19 protein-coding genes are annotated in these 16,645 nt (G+C 66.5%); 5 read left to right on the top strand and 14 right to left on the bottom strand.

The window, feature by feature from the left end:
- Positions 1-69: 69 nt before the first annotated feature.
- Entirely contained in the window at positions 70-495 is a 426-nt protein-coding gene (locus tag E3O57_RS12570) for a VOC family protein (protein WP_103480154.1), read from the top strand.
- A 42-nt stretch (positions 496-537) separates the two neighbouring features.
- On the opposite strand, the gene E3O57_RS12565 is transcribed toward E3O57_RS12570, so the two are convergent.
- The 6 genes from E3O57_RS12565 to E3O57_RS12540 form a co-directional block, all read right to left on the bottom strand.
- The gene (locus E3O57_RS12565; protein ID WP_103480155.1) at positions 538-2,136 is read right to left on the bottom strand and encodes a cryptochrome/photolyase family protein; all 1,599 of its coding nucleotides are present in this window, start codon (positions 2,134-2,136) and stop codon (positions 538-540) included.
- Positions 2,137-2,472: 336 nt separating this feature from the next.
- Positions 2,473-2,943 carry a hypothetical protein gene (locus tag E3O57_RS12560; RefSeq protein WP_103480156.1) on the bottom strand — a complete coding sequence of 157 codons (471 nt, stop codon included), beginning with the start codon at positions 2,941-2,943 and terminating at the stop codon, positions 2,473-2,475.
- Complete coding sequence (locus E3O57_RS12555) at positions 2,924-3,955, bottom strand: DUF6545 domain-containing protein (RefSeq protein WP_103480157.1); 1,032 nt, start codon at positions 3,953-3,955, stop codon at positions 2,924-2,926. Before E3O57_RS12555 ends, E3O57_RS12560 begins: the two co-directional genes overlap by 20 nt.
- The gene (locus E3O57_RS12550; protein WP_133159859.1) at positions 3,955-4,449 is read right to left on the bottom strand and encodes a hypothetical protein; all 495 of its coding nucleotides are present in this window, start codon (positions 4,447-4,449) and stop codon (positions 3,955-3,957) included. The genes E3O57_RS12555 and E3O57_RS12550 overlap by 1 nt, the downstream gene beginning before the upstream one ends.
- Positions 4,450-4,601: 152 nt before the next feature.
- Positions 4,602-5,243, bottom strand: coding sequence for a hypothetical protein (locus E3O57_RS12545; protein WP_241990405.1), 642 nt, complete (start codon positions 5,241-5,243; stop codon positions 4,602-4,604).
- 583 nt (positions 5,244-5,826) lie between these two features.
- Entirely contained in the window at positions 5,827-6,417 is a 591-nt protein-coding gene (locus E3O57_RS12540) for an ABATE domain-containing protein (RefSeq protein ID WP_241990404.1), read from the bottom strand.
- Positions 6,418-6,513: 96 nt separating this feature from the next.
- Between E3O57_RS12540 and E3O57_RS12535 the strand changes: the two genes are divergently transcribed.
- Both E3O57_RS12535 and E3O57_RS12530 read left to right on the top strand, forming a co-directional pair.
- Complete coding sequence (locus tag E3O57_RS12535; protein WP_103480158.1) at positions 6,514-7,581, top strand: LLM class flavin-dependent oxidoreductase; 1,068 nt, start codon at positions 6,514-6,516, stop codon at positions 7,579-7,581.
- Between the two features lie 44 nt (positions 7,582-7,625).
- Positions 7,626-8,246 carry an isochorismatase family protein gene (locus E3O57_RS12530; protein WP_103480159.1) on the top strand — a complete coding sequence of 207 codons (621 nt, stop codon included), beginning with the start codon at positions 7,626-7,628 and terminating at the stop codon, positions 8,244-8,246.
- Positions 8,247-8,357: 111 nt separating this feature from the next.
- Here E3O57_RS12530 and ychF read toward each other — a convergent pair whose 3' ends face one another.
- The gene (gene ychF, locus E3O57_RS12525) at positions 8,358-9,431 is read right to left on the bottom strand and encodes a redox-regulated ATPase YchF (protein ID WP_088455577.1); all 1,074 of its coding nucleotides are present in this window, start codon (positions 9,429-9,431) and stop codon (positions 8,358-8,360) included.
- A gap of 110 nt (positions 9,432-9,541) precedes the next feature.
- On the opposite strand from ychF, the gene E3O57_RS12520 reads away from it, so the two are divergent.
- Together E3O57_RS12520 and rmuC are read left to right on the top strand one after the other, a co-directional pair.
- Positions 9,542-10,159 (top strand): exonuclease domain-containing protein, encoded by a 618-nt coding sequence (locus E3O57_RS12520; RefSeq protein WP_103480160.1) that lies wholly within the window; start codon positions 9,542-9,544, stop codon positions 10,157-10,159.
- A gap of 117 nt (positions 10,160-10,276) precedes the next feature.
- Positions 10,277-11,602 carry a DNA recombination protein RmuC gene (gene rmuC / locus E3O57_RS12515; protein WP_103480161.1) on the top strand — a complete coding sequence of 442 codons (1,326 nt, stop codon included), beginning with the start codon at positions 10,277-10,279 and terminating at the stop codon, positions 11,600-11,602.
- 99 nt (positions 11,603-11,701) lie between these two features.
- Here rmuC and E3O57_RS12510 read toward each other — a convergent pair whose 3' ends face one another.
- The 7 genes from E3O57_RS12510 to E3O57_RS12480 all read right to left on the bottom strand — a co-directional run bounded on the left by E3O57_RS12510 (position 11,702) and on the right by E3O57_RS12480 (position 16,621).
- The gene (locus E3O57_RS12510) at positions 11,702-12,586 is read right to left on the bottom strand and encodes a DMT family transporter (protein ID WP_103480162.1); all 885 of its coding nucleotides are present in this window, start codon (positions 12,584-12,586) and stop codon (positions 11,702-11,704) included.
- A gap of 81 nt (positions 12,587-12,667) precedes the next feature.
- The gene (locus E3O57_RS12505) at positions 12,668-12,952 is read right to left on the bottom strand and encodes a hypothetical protein (RefSeq protein WP_103480163.1); all 285 of its coding nucleotides are present in this window, start codon (positions 12,950-12,952) and stop codon (positions 12,668-12,670) included.
- A 93-nt stretch (positions 12,953-13,045) separates the two neighbouring features.
- The gene (phoA, locus tag E3O57_RS12500) at positions 13,046-14,920 is read right to left on the bottom strand and encodes an alkaline phosphatase (protein ID WP_103480164.1); all 1,875 of its coding nucleotides are present in this window, start codon (positions 14,918-14,920) and stop codon (positions 13,046-13,048) included.
- 173 nt (positions 14,921-15,093) lie between these two features.
- On the bottom strand, positions 15,094-15,555 hold the full coding sequence (locus E3O57_RS12495) for a pilus assembly protein TadG-related protein (RefSeq protein WP_103480165.1): 462 nt from the start codon (positions 15,553-15,555) through the stop codon (positions 15,094-15,096).
- A 5-nt stretch (positions 15,556-15,560) separates the two neighbouring features.
- Positions 15,561-16,037 (bottom strand): hypothetical protein, encoded by a 477-nt coding sequence (locus E3O57_RS12490; protein WP_103480166.1) that lies wholly within the window; start codon positions 16,035-16,037, stop codon positions 15,561-15,563.
- On the bottom strand, positions 16,006-16,365 hold the full coding sequence (locus E3O57_RS12485; RefSeq protein ID WP_370028230.1) for a TadE/TadG family type IV pilus assembly protein: 360 nt from the start codon (positions 16,363-16,365) through the stop codon (positions 16,006-16,008). Before E3O57_RS12485 ends, E3O57_RS12490 begins: the two co-directional genes overlap by 32 nt.
- 70 nt (positions 16,366-16,435) lie before the next feature.
- A complete protein-coding gene (locus E3O57_RS12480) occupies positions 16,436-16,621 on the bottom strand; it encodes a hypothetical protein (RefSeq protein WP_088455569.1) in 186 nt (61 codons plus the stop codon).
- Positions 16,622-16,645: the final 24 nt, after the last annotated feature.

Below are 16,645 nucleotides of genomic sequence, written 5' to 3'. Positions count from 1 at the left end.
CTCTACTGGTGTGACCATGACAGGTATCCGGGACGAGCCCGGCGAACCCCCTCGAATCTAGGAGCAGGCATGACCATTCACACGACTACTCACCTCAACTTTCGCGGCGACGCCCGAGCCGCTCTGGAGTTCTACCAGAGTGTCTTCGGAGGCCGGCTGGTCGCCATCAGTCACGCGGATGCCCACCGGGCGACAGACCCCGCCGAGGCCGACCAGATCCTCTTCGGCTCGGTCACCTCCCACGACGGCTTCCGCATCATGGCGTACGACGTGCCGTCCGCCAAGGCCTACGCGCCGGGCACGATCCCCGTGTTCGTCTCCGTTCGCGGCACGGATGCGGCGGCGATCACCGGCTACTGGGAGAAGCTGGCCGAAGGCGCCACCGTCGTCGAGCCCCTCGCGACGTCACCGTGGTCACCGCTGTACGGGATGCTCACCGATCGCTTCGGGGTCACCTGGGTGCTGGATGTGGAGGTGGCGTGGGACGCGGCCTGATCTGACCGACCGGTGGGGCGGGTGGATGCGCTCGCCTCGCCCCTACCGGGACGTCCCTCCGACGATCGCCTTCAGCAACGCCGTGTTGTGCTCGAGGCCCAGCAGCGCCTGAGCGCGGCGCCGATGGCTGTCCCAGGTGCCCGGGTCCATGTTGCCCAGCAGGGAGACGACCATTCGCGTGCGCGGGTTCGCTGCAAAGACCTCGCGATGGTCGTCGATGAACGTCCAGTACAACCCGTCCCAATCGGCCATCCACTCGCCGGCGGGCAGGTCTGACATTTTTCGCAGGTAGTTGCTGCCCGACACATAGGGCTTGGTGGTGATCTCGTCGCCCGCGGCGAATTGGCTCATCGCGTAGACGTTGGGCACCATCACCCAGTCGTAGGCGTCGATGAACATCTCCATGAACCATTCGTAGACCGCATCGGGGTGGATGCGCAGCAGCGACATCGCGTTGCCGAGCACCATCAGCCGCTCGATGTGGTGGGCATACCCGGTGTCGAGCACCCGCGAGATGACCAGATCCACGGGAGCGAGACCGGTGGTCGCATCCCACCACCCGTCGCCAAGGGCCCTCCGGTGGTCGAGCCGGTTCGAGGTCCGCATTTCGCGACCGCGGGTTCGGTAGGTGGCGCGCATGTACTCCCGCCAGCCGATCACTTGCCGCACGAACCCCTCCAGGGACGCGAGCGGAGTGCCGTGATCGGCGCCCTCGAGCACCGCGTCAACGACGTCTCGCGGGTCCAGCAGCCCGACATTCAACGCGCCGGTCAGCAGGCCGTGATTGATGAACGGATGCGTTGCGGAGATCGCGTCCTCGTACGGGCCGAAGTCGTTCAGGCGGTCACGGACGAACTCCTGCAGGTGCTCCCGGGCTTCGTCTGCGCTGGTCGGCCAGGCGAACAGGTGCGGGTCACCCGGGGCATCCGGGAATTCGGCGCGGACCCAGGCGATCGCTGCGTCGACCTCGGCCGGCACCTCGTCCTTGTCCGGGTCGTCCACCAACGCGTCGAAGTCGAAGGCGCCCTCCCGCCGAAGCACGGGATGGCCGGCGAAACGGCCGACAGGGTGGGGCGTGTACCCGCGCGGCAGCTTCTTGCGGTTGTCGACGTCGAAGGACCACTTCCCGCCGACCGGCTTGCCGTTGTCGAGCAGGATGTCCAGTCGGCGGCGTTGCCACACGTAGAAGTCCTGCATGCGAGTGCCGTTGTGGGAGAACCAGTCATCGATCTGCACCCGATCGGTGAGGAAGTTCGGCGTCTCCAGCACGTCGCCCTGGCGCATGCGGTAGCCGCCGTCGGCGAGGCCGGCGAACAGATCCTGCTCGAGCCAGTCATCGACAACGTCGAACCAGGTCACCTGCGCCGGCTCGCGCGTCCGAATGAACTCCGCGAGTTGGTCGTGGGAGCTCCGATCGGCAGCGCTTGGAAGAACGACAACTTCGTACCCGTGCTCGCGCAGTCGGGCTGCGAAGCGGGCCAGCGACGCACGATGCAGGACCAGCTTGTGGGAATGGAACCGGTACTGGCGAAAGAGTAGGTCATGCTCGATGAGCACGAACAGGGTCCCTCCGGCCGCCTCGAAGTGCTGGTCGAAGAGCTGGTGCGGCAGGACGAGGCGCACAGGCGGGCCGGAACTCATATCCCAACGATAGAGCGGCGGGCGGCAGGATTTAGTGCTAGCCACGGAATCCTGGGATTCCTCAACGCTGGACGTCGACGAAGTTTGGCCAGAGGCTTCTGCGGTCGCCCATAGAATTGGTACGTGACCTGAGGAGTCCCCCCACCCCGATGGTCACGGTGCGTCCCGCCGCGTCCCCCCACGCGGCGGGACGTTTTCGGATGGAAGGTGATCCACCTCAAACCCGTCACAAGCGCGCCGGCCCCCCAAAACCCCGTCCCCTGGCTCCCGGCGTACCTCTGCCCTTGTCCCCCCTTGGACATGTCTAACCCTACCTCTATCGGAGCGGTGCTGGTGCTACTCGGCTGTCAGGTCAGAGCCGCCGGACAACCCGTCCTCAAGAAGCTTCGTTATCTCGCGAAGTGCTTCTGGTGACGTGTCCCCGAGGGTTCGGGCCGCGAAGTTGATTACTCGCTTGACTCGGATCATGCGGACCAACTCCAACTGAGAGTCGATACGCTCCGGCAGGTCATCGTCGGACCCGAGCAGGTACTCGGGTGCAATCCCGAAGAAATTTGCGATCTCGGTGAGAAGCAGGACGTCACTGACCAGTGGGCCTTCCCCCCTGACCATGTACTGCCATCGGGCCCTCGAGAGGGAAACCTTATTGGCTTTGAGACCCGCGGCGATCTCGCGGTAGGTATACGGGGTGTTTCCTTCGGCCACCACTACGTCGAGCAGCAGGTTCAGCTTGCGTGCAAGCTCCAGTTGTGGAGTGGGCAGTGGGGTCCCTGTCCCACCCGCTTCACTAGGCGTTTTGGTACTCATCGGTCCTCGAGTCGTTTGTGGTCCCGCGAGATGCATCTGACGCCTGCCGAATATGCTGTTCGATCCTCTGGATGAGTTTGACTTCGCGAGCTGAGAGTGACTGGTCGGGGTGGAGAAGGAGACAGTCCCGAACCTCGACGTAGCGGCGGTGGAGGTGCAAGGCGTGGCTCCCCCGAAAACAGAGCGCTAGCCGTGACGTCGGTGCTTCGATGCTGAGCTCAGGTCGGTCAGCCAGCAGCCGCTCCCACAGCGGGGTGACCTTCCACAGCAGCCGACGGCTTCTGCCTGCGTCGCTCAGGCTCCTGGAAACTCCGACCAGGAGACGGAGACCGAGACCGACCGAGAGCAGAACGGGCGCAAGGAGCGGGCAAGCCACCGATATGGAATCAACTATCACGCTGACGTGGGTGCCACCTGACGCCCTGTTGATCGCCACACCCATCTGTATGACGACGTAGAGCGATACGACCGCGCACCCGGCAAAGATGATCACCAGTGCCGTCTTGAGCGTTGTGTCCGACTGGCGTTTGTAGTCCGTGGAGCACGCGACCATTGTCGAAATCGCAAGAACGATCAGCGCAATCCAGGTCGTGAAGCTGTAGACCAGCTGACTCCAGTTGCCAGGGCCGATGAATTGGATGTTGTCAATCTCCCAGCCGCTGGTGAAGAAGAGGGCAGCCTGAATGAGGATGAGGCCGGTCACTCCCCACAACGCAAAGCGCTTTCGGGTTGAGGTGAGTCCGTCCTTTGAGACAGCTGTCTGGATGAGGCAGTCGAACAGGGCCACACAGATGATCGCAGTCGCGTGGAAGATGAAATAGGTCAGGTCGACTCCGCCCAAGAGTCCGTCGACGAATGCATACGGGCCGTCGGTGATCAGCGACATGGTGACGGCGAAGGCCACCATGAACCAGAAAAGCAGACGCCGTTTGCCGCGGAGCGCGCTCGGCACGAGGAGCAGGGTCGTGCCCCAGAGTGCCGCGAGCACCGCGTATTCGATCAGAGCGAACATCAGAGAACCTGCCCGAATCCGGTCTCGGCTCCGCGCCTGCTTTGTGAGGCGTCCTTCCGAAGGATCATCGCAAGCTCGTCCCCGATAGCCTCCGCCATTGCCTCTTCCTCATCGGTGAAGCTGTTTCGGGACAGCGCCGCGACAATGGCGTTCATCGGGATGAGGGGTGCGAGAAGCGCGACCCTGTCGGCCGGCATGATCATCTTCTTGTGGTTGAGGATCATGTGACCGAATTCATGATTCACGAACTGCTGCCGGTGGACGGCCGAGTCTGTTGGCGCGCAGTAGATCCGCTCGAATTCTTCACCGGCCACCTCGAGCCAGAGCGCGCAGATTCCACTGTCAAGCATTCCCTGAGGCGCCTGCACGACGACGATCTTCTTCGTGCGGATCTGCTCCATATGGTGGTGCAGGATTTCCGAATTCAGGGGGCGTGGGAGGTCTATCTCCTGCACCAGTTGTTGAGCGCGTAGTTGCCGTGCTGCGTAGTTCACTATGGATCCGATTCTCGTGTCGATCCGCTGCGTCTCCCCTAGCCGGATCCAGCGCATCTGAGACATGGATGACTGCCGTCAGCATGGGATTACTCAAGGTCTCCATGATAGCCACGAGCCAGCGCCAGTGGCTCCCGCAGGACTCAGGCGGGTCACCCGATCAGCCGATAATCCCGCGCCGACTGAATTCCGTTCTTGAAGAACGTGCGGCTGAACCAGCCGATGTCGAACTCATAGGTCGCCCCGGGTATGAAGCTGGCTGCGATCTCGTCCTGATTATCGCTGGTCACGCCCCAGTGAATTGCCAGCGGACCGCAGTCCTGTGTCTTCACCAGAACGGACACGGTCGTCACTGACCCTCTCGATCCGCTTGAGGTCGTTCTCGGCTCGGCGGACATCACCTCGCACCGAATGGACTGGACAACCCTCGTGTCCAACCACGGACTGGCAAAGATGACGGCCGCGACGACGAACATGAGAAGGAACAGCACAACCGACAATCGGCTCATTATGGTCGGTTTCTTGGGCGGCGGAGGCGTCCACGGAGTGGGGGGCGGAACCGGGCGGAGCCCGAGTTTGCGTAGACGGGCATTAAGCATCCGCGTGTGCTCCACACCCGACCGGCGAGCGTCATCGGCCCTGCACTGCGCCGTCGTCCAACCGGCCTCCCGGTGTGCTGCCCACCGCCGACGGGCAGGCGCCGAGCGCACGTAGAGGGTTACAGCCACGGCGAAGGCAATTACCTGGCCCAGGGCTCCGAACGTGAAGCCGGTGACGGCCATGTCGACGACCATGGCCTGATCGGTATATGCGGGGTTGCCGGCGCCTCCCACAATCCCCCAGTACGTTCCCCAGCCACCGATCAGAACGACAAAAAGCAGAGAATACCGCCACAGGTAGGACCAAAACAGCCAGTGGGACGGAGGCCCGCCGGCCACGACCGGAAGGGTACTTCCCGCCACGGTCCCCGCAGCGGCCCCGCCAGTCTCGGAATCTTGGTGCTGCTGACCCTCCTCTGTGGGCTGGGGGGTCGAGTCGCGGGTCATAGCTTCGCCTCGGCGACGGCGAGAGGAACGACGCTCTGGACGTCACGGCTCATCAACGTCTCTTGCTTCTTGATCCCGTGTCCGAAGGGTTGTGCAGCGCAATGCAGTCTCATTCGGACCACCCCCAATCCCACGCACGCCGGACGGCCCGAGCAACCCCAATGCTAGCTTGCCGTCACCTCACCTGATGTCGCCCTGAACAGGCGTTATTGTGACCAAGCGGTGGCCACAAAAGCGCACAGCCGCCAAGAACACGTGTTCTAAGCGGCTATCGCCTTGGGCAGGCAGGTCGACGCTGCAGACCGTGGAATCTGGCCCGTAGGAGATCGGCTTAACCGTGCGCTACGTGCGCACGCTTGCGCGCATAGGCGCGGGCTGCGCGCACTCGGTCACCGCACCTTGTTGAGCACCATTGCCGTCGCGCATGCGTGCGGAGGAAGAACCGCCAGCACCCATCCGCTTCGCAGGACGCGAGCATCGACGCGTCCTCGCTGGCGAGCAACGTGGCCGCGTCCTCGGCGATGAGGGCCATGACGTGCTCGACCACCTGGGTCGTCGGGTGATCGGCGCTTCGGGTATACCCCTTCGTCGGCTCGAACCGCAAGAGCAGGGCCCCTGGGGCACTGGTCAGTGTGCGATTGAGGGCCTCAATCGCATCTGGCGGAGGGACCTCTCCCGCGGTGTGCGCAGCGAAGACGCCGCGCAGGCTTTCGCGCAGCGCCACTATCCTTCCCCGGCAGTACTCGTGCAGCAGGGCCTCCGGGACGATCAGGTCGCGGGCGAGCAGCCAAGCCCGCACAGCCTCAGGGTCGGCCAAATCGTCATGGCGCTTGCCTCTGGGAAGGATGCTCACACTGTTGACCAGAGCGAGACAAGGGTGCTCGTCGGCACCCGGCACGGCAATCTGCGTTGTCTCCTTCACATTACTCATGGTATCAGCCACATTCTCCCGTGAGGTCTCTGTTAGGCTTCGATCACGTCAAAAAATATACTTTCCCATGAGAATTGAGGTAATTGCATGCAGCTCGGGCCCCCATCAGGCACCGCACCATTTGCACTGTCTGTGCTCGCCAGCGGCGGAACCGGCGTCGGGACGACCGCCGAGGAAGGGCTCACGGGGACTATCGCACTGGCCCGTACGGCGGACCGGCGGGGGTTTCATCGGTTCTGGATGTCGGAGCATCATGCCATGGGAGCGCCGTCTGTGTCCTCGCCGCCGCTGATGATCGCCCGGCTTATCGCCGAGACGGCACGCATACGCCTCGGCGCGGGAGGGGTGATGCTCCCGAACCATGCACCGTTGTTGATCGCGGAGCAGTTCGGGATGCTCGACGCGATGGCCCCGGGCCGGATCGATCTCGGACTGGGGCGTGCTCCCGGCACCGACGGGGCTACAGCTGAAGCGCTGCGCCGGGGCGCGGACGGCAACGACCGCTTCCCACAGCAGGTGCTCGAGCTGCTCGGATTCCTCGGCGACGAGTTCCCGCCCGGGCATCAGTATCGGGCGGTCCACGCAGTGCCTGGACCGTGGCAGGCAGCTCAGAACCGGGTGCCCGCACCCTCGACCAGGCCGGAGGTCTGGGTGCTGGGCTCCTCGCCGTACTCCGCGCGTCTGGCCGCGCAGCTCGGCCGACCCTATGCGTTCGCGCTGCAGTTCGGCGATGCCGACATCGACACGGCCTTGCGTCTCTACCGCGACGAGTTCCAGCCCTCCGACCTGCTCGCCGAGCCTCGCACCCTCGTGAGCGTTCCCGTCGCGATCAGCGACGACGCTGCCGAGGCGAAGCGCCAGGCCGCGACGTCAGCGATGGCGATGCTGCGCATGTTCAAACGCGAAGGATACCTGTTGCTGCCGCCGGACGAAGTCGAGGCGTACCCGGCCACGACGCAGGAGCGGCAGGTCCTCGACGCCTACACCAACCGCAGCTTCCACGGCACCCCCACCAGGGTGGCCGACCGGCTCGAAGCTCTGCAGGAGCGCACCGGCGTCGACGAGGTCACGCTCGTCGTCAGCGGCCACTCGGCCGAACTGGATCGGCGCGGGCTTGAACTCATCGCCGATCACTACGACCTTTCACGCGTTTAGATCTAATCACCCCCTCATCCCCACCCTATGAAACGGAGAATGACATGACAGCACTACGCCGCGCCCTGATCGTCATCGACACCCAGAAGGAGTACTTCGAAGGACTCCTCCCTATCCAGTACCCCGACCGTACTGAGTCCATCGCGCGCATCCGCGCGGCGATGGAGGCGGCCGAGCAGGCCGGCACTCCGGTCGTACTCGTCCAGCACGAGCTCCCCACGGAGGCTCCGGTCTTCGCCGCCGGATCGGCGACCTTCCAGAACCACCCCGAGGTGGCAGCCTTTGAGGACCGGGCTTCCAAGCACATCAGCAAGCAGTTCTCCAGCGTCTTCGCGGGCACCGATCTCGAAGCATGGCTGCGTGACCAGGGCATCGACACGATCACCCTCGTCGGATACATGTCTAACAACTGCGTCCTTGCCTCCGCAGCGGCCGCTGAACCGCTTGGCTTCGTCGTCGAAGTCCTCTCGGATGCGACCGGCGCGATCGGTCTCGGGAATGAGGCGGGCAACGCGCCCGCCCGACAGGTTCACGAGACGCTGATGACGCTGCTTCAATCGAACTGGGCGGCCGTCGCCGACACCGACGCTTGGACTGCTGCACTGCGGGCCGGCAAGCCTTTGGAAAAGAGTGACCTGGTCACCTCGGCGGCACGGGGCCGTTAGGCACCCTGAGGAACGTTACAAAGCCATCCGAGCGCAATGCCGGGCCGCGACCCAACGGTCTCGGGCCGGCAAGCCCTGACGTCGTCTGAAGACACTAAAAGCTGACATCCACTAGACGTTGAAGCGGAACTCCACGACGTCGCCATCCTGCATGACGTATTCCTTGCCCTCGATGCGGGCCTTGCCCTTGGCGCGGGCTTCCACCACGGAGCCGGCGTCGATCAGGTCCTGGAACGCGAAGACCTCAGCCTTGATGAAGCCCTTCTGGAAGTCGGTGTGGATGACACCAGCGGCCTGCGGGGCGGTCCAGCCCTTGTGGATGGTCCAGGCCCGCGTTTCCTTGGGGCCGGCGGTGAGGTAGGTCTGCAGGCCCAGAGTGTCGAAGCCGATGCGGGCGAGCTGGTTGAGCCCGCTCTCCTCCTGTCCGGTGGAGGCCAGCATCTCGGCGGCATCCTCTTCGTCGAGTTCGGCGAGCTCGGATTCGAGCTTGGCGTCGAGGAACACGGCGTTGGCCGGAGCGACGAGGGCGGCCAGCGTGGCCAGCTTCTCGGCATCCTGCAACACGGCCTCGTCGACGTTGAAGACGTAGATGAACGGCTTGGTGGTGAGCAGGCCGAGTTCGCGGATGGGCTCAACGTCGATCTTCGACGCCGACAGCGGCTTGCCGGTGTCGAGGAAGGTCTGCGCCTCGAGCGCGGTCTTGAGAACGCTCGGGTCGAGCTTGCGACCCTTGGTCTCCTTCTCGTACCGGACGATCGCCTTTTCGAGGGTCTGCAGGTCGGCGAGAACGAGCTCGGTGTTGATGGTCTCCATGTCACCGGCCGGGTTGACCGCACCATCGACGTGCACCACGTCGGGGTCGGCGAAGCCACGGATGACCTGCGCGATGGCGTCGGCTTCGCGGATGTTGGCGAGGAATTTGTTGCCCAGCCCCTCACCCTCGCTCGCGCCGCGCACGATGCCGGCGATGTCGACGAACGACACCGGGGCCGGCAGCAGACGCTCGCTGCCGAACACCTTGGCCAGCTTCGCCAGGCGGTGGTCGGGCAGGTTGACGATGCCAACGTTGGGCTCGATGGTGGCGAACGGGTAGTTCGCCGCGAGCACGTTGTTCTTGGTCAACGCGTTGAAGAGGGTGGACTTGCCGACATTGGGCAGTCCGACGATTGCAATAGTAAGAGCCACGAGAGTCCATGGTACCGGCTCAGCCTGTTCGGACGCGCCCCTCCACACCAAGCCCCGGCCGGCGGATGCCCGCGGCACGGCAGCGTCGGTGGCGCGTGAGACCATGAGGCGTGCCCGTCAACTTCACCGCCATCGATTTCGAAACCGCCAACTCCTCGGCCGCCTCGGCCTGCTCGGTGGGGTTGGTGAAGGTGCGCGCCGGCGTCGTCGTCGACAAGATCGGCTGGTTCATCAAGCCCCCGCTGGGCCACGACCTGTTCCAGGAGTGGAACATCAAAATCCATGGCATCCGGCCCGAGCACGTGGCCGCGGCGCTGAGCTGGTCGCAGCAGCTGCCCAACCTCGTCGACTTCGCCGACGGCGACGTGCTCGTGGCACACAACGCCGGCTTCGACCTGGGTGTCATCAAGACCGCATCCGCGATCACGGGCATGACGGTGCCCGATTTCCGCTACGTGTGCAGCCTGCAGGTGGCCCGCAAGACCTACCATCTCGACTCCTACCGGCTGCCGGTCGCGGCGATGGCCGCCGGCTTCGAGGACTTCTCGCACCACAACGCCCTCGCCGACTCCGAGGCCTGCGCCGCGATCATGATCCACGCCGCCGACCGGCACGGCGTCGACACCATCGAAGACCTGGCCCGCATCTGCGGCGTCAACGTCGGCGTGATCGGCCCGGTCGCCACCCTGGAACACCGCGCCACGCACGGCCCGATGGCTCTGAACTAGCCGGCACCGAGCCAGCCGGCACCGAGCTAGCCGGCACCGACTGCTCTGGGCAGCTCCGGCCGTACGACGCGCGTCCCGGCTCCCGGCGGTGTCGGTGGCCGCTGTCAGACTGGCCGCATGGATCTCCTCGCGCTTCTCCTCGGCCTGCTTCTCGGTGTGCTGCTCGGTGCCCTCGTGAGCGCCGTGTTCCTCCAGCGTCGCCGGTCGCCCGGCCCTGCACTCGATGATCCGGCCGTGCTCGAGGCCCGGCATCAGGTGGTGCTCGCCGACACCCGCGCCAGGGAGGCCGGTGTGCAGTCGCTACTGCGGGAGGAGCTCGCCTCGATGCAGGCCACCGCCGACGGCCTACGCGACCAGATCGCCGACCAGCGACGGCAGTACCGCGAGATCGTTGACCGGCAGCGCGACGACCAGGCTGCACGCACCGAACGGGACCGACAGGAGAGCCAGGTGCTGCAGGCCCTGGCCCCCGTGAAAGACAGCCTGGCGAACATGCAGCAGAAGGTAGCCGAGCTCGAGCAGCAGCGCAGCCTGCAGCACGGCGAGCTCACCGAACAGCTGCGCTCGGCCACCGAGTCCGAGGAGCGCCTGCGCAGCACCGCCGAATCCCTGGCCTCGGCCCTGCGCGCCAACAACACCCGTGGAGTCTGGGGCGAGACCCAACTGCGCAGCGTGGTCGAGGCCGCCGGGCTCATCGAACGGGTCGACTTCGACGTGCAGTCCAGCATCACGTCGGATGCCGGCGCCGGCCGGCCCGACATGGTCGTGCACCTGCCCGGCGGCAAGAACATCGCCGTGGACGCCAAGGTGCCCTTCACCGCGTTCCTCGAGGCCAGCCAGATTCCGGCGACGGCGACCGGTGCGGATGGCGCCCAACGCGCCATGTTCATGAAGGCGCACGTGAAGGCCGTGCGCGACCACGTCACCGCGCTGGGCAGCAAGGCCTACTGGCAGGGCCTGGCGGCCTCCCCCGAGCTCGTGATCGCGTTCATCCCCAGCGAATCGCTGGTTTCGTCGGCGCTGGAGGCCGACCCGTCCCTGATGGAGTTCGCGTTCAGCAAGCGCGTCGCACTGGCCTCCCCCGTCACCCTGTGGTCGGTGCTGAAGACGGTGGCGTTCAGCTGGCAGCAGGATGTGCTCACCCACGATGCCCAGGTGCTCTTCGACCTCAGCCGTGAGCTGTATTCCCGGCTGGCCACCACCGCCACCCACATCGAGAAGCTCGGCAGGGCGATCGAGCGCACCGTGAAGGACTACAACGGCTTCGTCGGCTCGATGGAGCGCCAGGTGTTGCCCACCGCCCGCAAGCTCAACGCCCTCGACGAGTCGAAGGTGTTGGCCCCGCTGATGGGCATCGAAGAGACCCCCCGCGAGCTGGTGGCCTACGAGTTCGTGGCCGCGCTCGAGACCGATGCCCTGGAAGCGATCCCCACCCGCGACTGAGCTCGCAGACACGTTCAGAGTGCGCGAAGGGCACATTTGCGGCTCGTCGGCGGGGGTGTCGCTTCGAAAAGGCGTGCGCGGATGGCGCCGACGGCACCGCTACGGGATGGCGCGGGCGGTGCGCTCGAGGTCGGACACCGGCTGTTCGCGCTGGGTGGCGATCGCCGCGCCGGCCGCGGCGCAGACTACGACGATGGCGACCTGCTGCTGCAGAAGCAGGGTCTCTCCGAGCACCAGCACGCCGAAGACCGCCGCGACGACCGGACCGAAGCTCGTGATGATCGCGTAAAGCCGCGGGGTGATCCGGCGCAGGATGAAGGTGTCGAGCGTGTACGGGAACGCCGAGGACAGCACGCCCACGGCGACGAGAAGGCCGATCACGCACCAGTTCAGCTTCGAGTAATCCACGGTGACCAGCGCCAGCGGAACGAGCAGCACCAGGCTGACCAGGCTGGCGATGGTGATGCCCTCCAGGCCAGGCAGCTGGGTGGCCACCCGGCGGGTGAGCAGAATGTAGGCGGCCCAGGCGGCCGCGGCGGTGAGCGCCAAGGCGATGCCGAACGGGTCGAGTGTGCCATCCGACCAGGTGAGCAGGAACACCCCGCCGGCGGCAGCGGCCGCGCAGACGAAGTCGAGTGCTCGGCGGGACGCGGCCAGCGCCACGGCGAACGGGCCGAGGAACTCGATGGTCGCGGCCACGCCCAGGCCGAGCCGGTCGACCGACTCGTAGAAGGTGAGGTTCATCACCGCGAGCACAACGCCCAGCATCAGTGCCGGCCACAGCCTTGCCCAGGTGAAGGTGACGAACTTGGGCCGGTAGAACGGCAGCACAGTGATCGCCATCACGAGCTGGCGCACCGCCACGACGACGGGCGAACCGACCACGGGGATGAGCAGCCCGGCCAACGACGAGCCGTAGTTGATCGTCACCTCGGTGACGAGTTGGGCTCCGGCGCCGGTGAGGCGGTCACGCTTGGCTGTCACTGTTCTCCCCCGCCGACCGGATGCGGCACTCCGACGACACTACCGGCCAGCCACCGCAGCATGGCCACGCGGTGCGCCGGGTCAGCTGCGCCGGTAGCCCAACCGGCCAACGGCGGCCGGGTCGTCCTCGATCTCGGCGACCCCGTCGAAGACCGCATCGGCCGGGTAGACCAACAGCGGCACGCCCGCCACCACCTGGATGGTGACGTCAACCGTCTGACCGGGGTCGGTGGTGTAGCAGCGCATCTCGAAGAACTCCCCCAACGGCTTGCCCGAGGTCACGGCGTCGTTGAGGTAGCTCACGAGAGCGTCAGCGAAGCGGTCCGAGACGGTAAAGCTTCTGCCGTAGTAGTCAATGCGTTTCATGTCTGGAACTCTACCGAGCCTCGCTGCCAACGGTGAAGGCCGCCCCGACAGGAGCGGCCGTCACCGGCATTTCAGGCAGCCGGCCCGAACGGTCTACGGCTGGAGGAGGCCGTTACGGCGGCGACGAACCGCCAGGAGCACCCCGCCCGCAGCCAGCAGCAGCGCGGCTGCGCCCACCAGCGGGCCGACCTGTGCGCCGGTGGCTGCGAGGACGCCGCCGATGGCCGAGGCGACGCCTGCCGCCACAGGTGTTTTCGTGGGGCCCGCGCCTGAGACCGCTCCGGCCGGCGGATCAACAGTCGGCGCCGGGGTCACACCGGCCGCGGCGACGGTGAGCGTGGCCGACACCGAGACGCCGGTCTGGGCACCGGTGAGGGTGACGGTGTACCGGCCCGGGGCGGTCGGCGCAGTGCCGGTGAACACGGCTTGACCATCGATCACGTCGGCGACGCCCAGCGGGTCAACCGAAGCGGCGGTGCTCACCTCGCTGGTGGCGCGCCAGTCGGCGGCCAGCCCCGCGCCCGTCGCGGTGAAGTCCGCGCCGGGGGTCACCGTGGCCTTGTCGAGAGTGAGCGTGGCGGCGGCGCTGAGGGACCTGAGGTCAGTGTTCAGGGCGAGAGCGCTGGACGAGGTGAAGAACAGGTCGGTCTGGTCGGTGAGCCCGAGCACGTTGGCCGCGCCGGGGCCGTAACCGGCGATACGCACCTGGGATCCGGTGTGCTGCTGTGACTCGCCGGCTTCGGCGGTGCCGTAGCTCACGAGCATGGGCGAGCCCTCCTCGGTGGTCAGCGCGACGCTGAGCCCGGGCGGGGTGGATCCGACGATCTGGCTGGTGTGGGCGTGGTCGGCGGTCACCACGACGAGGGTGTTGCCGTCGGCTTTGGCGAAGGCGAGTGCAGACTGCACGGCCTCATCGAGGTCGATGGTCTCGCCGATCTGGCCGCAGGCATCTGCGGCGTGGTCGCGCTTGTCGATGCTGGCACCCTCGACCTGCAGGAAGAAGCCCTGCTTGCTGTCTGCGGACAACAAGTCGATGGCCTTGTCGGTCAGAGAGGCCAGGGACAGGCCGGTGTCCAGGCGCGCAGGGTTCGCTGTGCAGGAGACCGGGGCGAGGTCGGCACCGCCGACGGTGGCGTCCGGGCCGATCCAGCGGGTGGGGAAGTTGCCCGGGGTGAAGAGTCCGAGCACCGGGGCGCTCTGGTCGGCCGCGGCGACCGAGGCCAGGCCCGCTGCGTCGTTCACCAGCTGGTAGCCGCGGTCGGTGGCCTGCTCGAAGAGAGTCTGCCCGGCCCAGTCGCCGGCGACGGCCCTCTCGTTGAAGGTGGCCGAACCGCCGCCGAGCACCACATCGGGGCGCAGGGTGAGCAGTTGCTCGGAGATGGAGCCCAACCCACCGTTCTCGAGAGCCTCCGAGGCGCAGTTCGCCGTGGTCTTCACCGGTCCGTAGCAGCCGCGAGCGGAGATGTGGGCGATCTGCGCGCCCGGGGTGGCATCCTGGATTTCGGCAGTCGACACGTTGCCGGTGCGCAGCCCGTTGGCCTTGGCCAGTTCAAGCAGCGTCGACTGGGGGGTGCCTGCGATGTCGACCGAGAGCGCACCGTTGTTGGTCTTGGTGCCGGTTGACCAGCCGCTGGCGGTGGAGGCTGACTCCGACGCGTAGTTCGGGGTGCCGTCCTTGTTGAGCGCGTAGGTCGTGTACTGGCCGGTCAGCGGCAGCGCATCGATTCCGGCGAACGCGCCGGCGGCGCCCTCAGCGTAGTTGCGGGCCACCGTGATCTCGCTGTCGCCCATGCCGTCACCGATAAGGAGAATGACGTTCTTGGCCGGCCCGTCGACGATCGATTCGCGGATGGCAGCGGTCTTGTCGCCGGTGTTGCGGGCAGCCCCGCCGTGGTCGTCGGTGGCAGCGTATGCGCCGAGCGGAGCGAGGATGCTGGCGCCGGCGATGAGGCCGGTCGCTGCGACCATGAGCGCGCTGCGCCCTGGCCGTCGAATGGATGACTTGGACGCACGGTACACGGTGTTCCCCCTGGAATTGGTGTGTGGGTTGGCCCTGGACCCGGACCGACGCGACGAGGCTAACCGGGCAGCGCAGAGCGGTGGTGAACCTCCGGTGAACTGCAGGGGACCCGTGGCACCGGTCAGTGGAACACCGACCGGGCCACCGCCGTGACCTCCACGGGCAGGCCATCGGGCACGAACAGGGTGAACACGGGCGGACGCCACCAGGCCTGCAGGGTGATCGTGGCGCTCTGGCCGTCCGCCGTGTCGGCGCGGGCCAGCACCAAGTTGTCGATCCCCGGCTGTTCCGCGGCGGCCAGGTAAGCCGTCGCCGCGGCACGGATCTCGCCGGTCGTCAGGGCCGCATGCAGTTCACCGGCCTCTATCGCGACCGAGTCGAGGGTGAACGATTCCGCCGCGGCGAGCGCCGCCCCATCCGCCAGCGTGAACAGCTTTTTGCGCTCGAGGTAGAGGCTCGTAGCGGCGACCACGATCAGCACCACCAGCAGCGCCAGAAAGCCGTAGAAGACGGTGATCAGCAGGGTTGAACCGTCCTCGCCCCGGGTGCTGCGGCCGGTGCCGACGCCGGCCCTGTGCGCCATCGGGGTCACCCCTCGTGCCAGAATCTGGACACCGTCTGGGTGGCCGACGCTTGCAGCGGGATGCTGCCGCCGTGCGACTGGGTGATGACGGCGGGCACAAAGGGCAGATCAACGAGCACCCGCACCGTCACCGTCACCACGCTGCGACGTGACAGACACACGGCGGACCCCGGGCAGGTGATGCTCACCTCGGCGGCGGCCGCGTCGATGCCGTAGTCGGCCAGCCCCACCAGCACGGCACGCTCGGCGCGGGCCTCAGCGGCGCCGGCGGTGGGCGCCTGAACGTACACCCGGGCCGCCTGCCGGGCCGCACCCTCCACCGCGAACGCACCGCCCTGCACCACGGACATCGTCAGGACCAGGTAGACCAGCGGCACCAGCAAAATCAGCCCGGCGGTGATGAACTCGAGCGAGGCTGACCCGCGCTCGCCGGTCGGCAGCCACCATCGGTCACTCGGTTTCCAACCCCTCCACGGCCGCATGTCCCCTCACCTCCAGGCCACGGTCCACACCCAACAGACCGAACATCGGCAGCGGGGCCACCACCCGCACCTGCACGCCGGTCTGCCCGGCGACATCGGCGTACCTGGCCGTGACATCGGCGGCGTAGACCGGTCCGAGCGCCGCCGTGATCAGGTCGCGGCTGCGTTCGGCGCCCTGCTCGAGGCCACTGTCGGCCAGCGCGGCGTATCGGGCGCCTTCCGCTGCCGCATCCAGCACGGTGTTGCGGATGTGCAGGGCGAGCGCGAGCTGCAGGACCGCCAACGTGAGAGCGGTGAGCAGCGCCGACACCATGACGAATTCGGCCACCGCCGTGCCACGCTCGGCGTCGCCGTGCGCACACCGCCACCTGCGGATCATGTCGGTATCAGGGCATCCGCTAGATGCCGCTGACCCGCTCGATGGCCTGCTCGAAGATGCCGCTGAGCGCGGGCCCGGCCAGACCCCAGATGATCATGACCAGCCCGGCTGTCATCAGGGTGATCAACACCCAGCCCGGTACGTCACCCCTCTCGTCGTGCAGCCCAATGCGGATACGGTTCTGAAACTGGGTGGTGAGGCTCACGGTGTCCTGCTTTCTCTCGGTGGT

The sequence above is a fragment of the Cryobacterium sp. TMN-39-2 genome (genome assembly GCF_004402745.1).
Classification (GTDB): Bacteria; Actinomycetota; Actinomycetes; order Actinomycetales; family Microbacteriaceae; genus Cryobacterium; species Cryobacterium zongtaii.
The sequence above is the reverse complement of the archived record's forward strand: the minus strand, read 5'-3'. Positions and strand labels throughout refer to the sequence as shown.